This is a genomic window from Oleiphilus sp. HI0080 (assembly GCF_001635135.1).
Map to the genome: position 1 here is coordinate 1 of NZ_LWFU01000235.1, position 383 is coordinate 383.

1 pseudogene is annotated in these 383 nt (G+C 42.8%); it reads left to right on the forward strand.

What is annotated here, in order from left to right:
* A pseudogene (locus A3751_RS22545) lies at positions 1 to 383 on the forward strand (putrescine ABC transporter permease PotH); the annotation flags it as partial.

Below are 383 nucleotides of genomic sequence, written 5' to 3' on the forward strand. Positions count from 1 at the left end.
GCCTCCTTATACGCCGTTAACGAGCTTTGTTGACGATGTGTATACGATCAGCCTGAATCTATTTAATTACATAGACTTATATGAGTACGATCTTTACCTAAGCGGCTATATCAGCTCGGTTAAGATCGCTTTTGTTTCGACATTGCTCTGTCTTTTAATTGGCTACCCGATTGCCTATGCGATCGCTAAACTGCCGCCACATTCGAGAAATCTAGCACTGATGCTCGTGATCATGCCGTCATGGACGTCATTTTTGATTCGTATCTATGCTTGGATTGGTATTCTTAAGACCAATGGATTGCTCAACAATGCTTTAATGGGGGTCGGAATCATTGATGAACCCTTGGCGATCCTACATACGCCGATAGCCGTTTATATTGGTA